A 2,468-nucleotide genomic window follows, 5' to 3' on the forward strand; every position below is an offset into this window, starting at 1 on the left:
AAATAACCAATATGGATACAATCAAGTGGAAGTGTATGAAAAAGTAAACTATCTTATCAGTGAAAAAAATATGACAAAAAAAGAATTTGTAGATAAACTCATAAATTTAGAACCAAAATTAAGACTTTCAGGGGAAACACCATCTGTACAAACAATTTATAGATACCTAAGTGGTAAACGAGAATTAAAGATAGAACTTATCCCTTATATAGCTGAAGTTTTAGAGGTTTCGGAACAAGAGCTTTTTAGTTTTGATATTGAGTATGCTAGTGAATATAACTTACGATACTCAAAAGATGTAAGAGAGATTTTAGACTTACTTCACTATGCACCTAAACCAATGATAACACATATCAAAACTACGCTTCAAAAATTTAAAGTAGATTACGATGAGGGAACTAGGAATATCTGTTGATAGATATTCTCAGCGTGATAACACAAGAGAATATAGAGTATGTAAAACTCTTTGGAATCGGAGACTTTAGTCCCGAATATTGCGAGGCTGAAGCCATCGGTTCCTAGTTTGGAAAGAGGTCTATTGTATGAGGTACATTATAATTTGCGTGTTTATTCCCTTGGAGTATCATAGTCACCCCAACGGATTATCACTCCTACTCTTTACCTTACGAGTCTCATCTTTTGGCAACTCAGGCTCTGAAAAGGTAAACTTACCATAAAGTATACACCCTTTCATATTTGGCTTACACTTTTTTTTCAAAAGCCTACACCACTCCTTCTCATCTCCATATGTCGTAAGATGTTGACAACCCCAACCACTACTCATCTCTAACGCCTTATCTCAAAGCCATCATAGACCAAATCATCATTGTCTAAAACACTCATCTCTATACTCTCTACAGAACTTAGAGGAGAGCCATCTTGCAAAATCTTTTTGAACTTCTCTACATCTTCATCAAAAAGCACTGCAACAGATTCTACGGTTCCATCTGCTAGATTTTTCACATATCCCTCTATCTGCATCTTCATAGCCCCTTGGGATACAAACTTCCGATACCATACACCCTGCACTCTTCCTCTAACTATAAATCTATACACTTCCATACTTCTCCTTCAGACTAGCAAGATAAGCTATAACTCTCTGCTGATATACTCTATCCTCTTCATTGTCAATACAAGACTGAAACTTATTCAACGCATCTATATTTATCTTATCAGAAAAACGCTTAACCGCCTTGGTCTCTTTCTCTATCTGAAAAACCAAATGGTCAAAATTCAAACCATTATCACTGATAATCTTATCAAAATACTCCATAACAGCCTCTACCAATATCTCTGCTCTCTCCTCATCATTGTCATAAATCTCACATGCTATAGCGTAGAGCAACTCCTTTTCACAGGGTCGTATCTCTTGATTGACACCAACAACTAGAGTCAATACCTTGGCACGATACTCTAGTGAACTATGATGATAAAGAAGAAGCTCTCTAAAAACTTTCTTAATCTTCCGTCTTATTTTTTTAATCATTCATGAATTTTAACATAGATATTATAAAATATTAACTACTTAACAGGTCTTTTACACAAACTAACGGGTCTTTACCCTCTAACATCTTATAGACTTCATCCGCAATGGGTAGATATATATCCTCTTTATGAGCAATACGGTAGAGTGCCTTGGTAGTAGGAATCCCCTCAGCCACTTCACCCAACTCTTCAAGTATCTCATCAATACTCTTGCCATGAGCCAATCCAAGCCCAACTCTATAGTTGCGTGAAAGCTGAGAACTAGCTGTCAAAAACAAGTCCCCTGCACCACCAAGAGATAAAAAAGTATCCCTTCTAGCTCCAAAATACTCACCAAAACGCGTCATCTCAACCAAACCACGAGAGATTAGAGCGGCTCTTGCATTATTTCCAAGCTCCAAACCGTCACAAACCCCACTAGCAATGGCTATCACATTTTTATAAGCGCCAGAGACCTCTGCCCCCACAACATCATCATCCACATAACCTTTGATAAAATCAGGCAATGCATCAGCATAAATTTGAGCTAAGTTTAAATTGAGAGAAGAGATTTTTAGAGCCGTAGGAAGAGATTTTTGTACCTCTGTGGCAAAAGAGGGACCAGAGATAAATGCCAATCTATCAAGCGAAACAAACTCACCGTAGACCTCATTGAGAAATGCCCCTGTAGAGGTCTCTATCCCCTTGGCAGCTACTAAGATTTTTTGCCCTCTATCCTCAAAGTTTTCAGACATCCATCCACGAACAACTTGAGCAGGAAGTGCCATTACCAAGTAGTCACAAGACAACGCTTCATCCAAAGAGACAAAATTCTCTATATTTTTTTGACTACGAGAGTTGATGACTACTTTATTGTTTTGACTATATGCATGATAGAGTGCTTGACCCCACTTACCTGCTCCTATAATTGCTATTTTTATCATTATATATTTCTCTCTATTTTTAAATAAACTTTTTGTAAAACTAGGAATCGATGGCTTTAG

5 protein-coding genes are annotated in these 2,468 nt (G+C 37.1%); 1 reads left to right on the forward strand and 4 read right to left on the reverse strand.

Annotated elements, in window-relative coordinates:
* Window positions 1-415 (forward strand): helix-turn-helix transcriptional regulator (locus tag GSY74_RS06960; protein ID WP_223157498.1); only part of this gene is annotated, 415 nt, incomplete at its 5' end.
* A 174-nt stretch (window positions 416-589) separates the two neighbouring features.
* Here GSY74_RS06960 and GSY74_RS06965 read toward each other — a convergent pair.
* Genes GSY74_RS06965 through GSY74_RS06980 form a run of 4 tightly spaced genes read right to left on the reverse strand, consistent with a single transcriptional unit; the run spans window position 590 to window position 2,405 of the window.
* Window positions 590-784 carry a hypothetical protein gene (locus GSY74_RS06965; protein ID WP_164664384.1) on the reverse strand — a complete coding sequence of 65 codons (195 nt, stop codon included), beginning with the start codon at window positions 782-784 and terminating at the stop codon, window positions 590-592.
* A gap of 2 nt (window positions 785-786) precedes the next feature.
* The gene (locus GSY74_RS06970; protein ID WP_164664385.1) at window positions 787-1,062 is read right to left on the reverse strand and encodes an acylphosphatase; all 276 of its coding nucleotides are present in this window, start codon (window positions 1,060-1,062) and stop codon (window positions 787-789) included.
* Window positions 1,049-1,486, reverse strand: coding sequence for a hypothetical protein (locus GSY74_RS06975; protein WP_164664386.1), 438 nt, complete (start codon window positions 1,484-1,486; stop codon window positions 1,049-1,051). The genes GSY74_RS06970 and GSY74_RS06975 overlap by 14 nt, the downstream gene beginning before the upstream one ends.
* Before the next feature lie 31 nt (window positions 1,487-1,517).
* Window positions 1,518-2,405 carry an NAD(P)H-dependent glycerol-3-phosphate dehydrogenase gene (locus GSY74_RS06980; RefSeq protein ID WP_188108703.1) on the reverse strand — a complete coding sequence of 296 codons (888 nt, stop codon included), beginning with the start codon at window positions 2,403-2,405 and terminating at the stop codon, window positions 1,518-1,520.
* Window positions 2,406-2,468 lie beyond the last annotated feature (63 nt).

Origin of the sequence: Sulfurovum sp. bin170 (genome assembly GCF_010892395.1) — a bacterium.
Taxonomy (GTDB): Bacteria; Campylobacterota; Campylobacteria; order Campylobacterales; family Sulfurovaceae; genus UBA1140.

Excerpts from the sequence above, each read along its gene's own strand:
- GSY74_RS06965 (WP_164664384.1), bottom strand. The coding sequence starts at position 784 with ATGAGTAGTGGTTGGGGTTGTCAACATCTTACGACATATGGAGATGAG.
- GSY74_RS06970 (WP_164664385.1), bottom strand. The coding sequence starts at position 1,062 with ATGGAAGTGTATAGATTTATAGTTAGAGGAAGAGTGCAGGGTGTATGG.
- GSY74_RS06975 (WP_164664386.1), bottom strand. The coding sequence starts at position 1,486 with ATGATTAAAAAAATAAGACGGAAGATTAAGAAAGTTTTTAGAGAGCTT.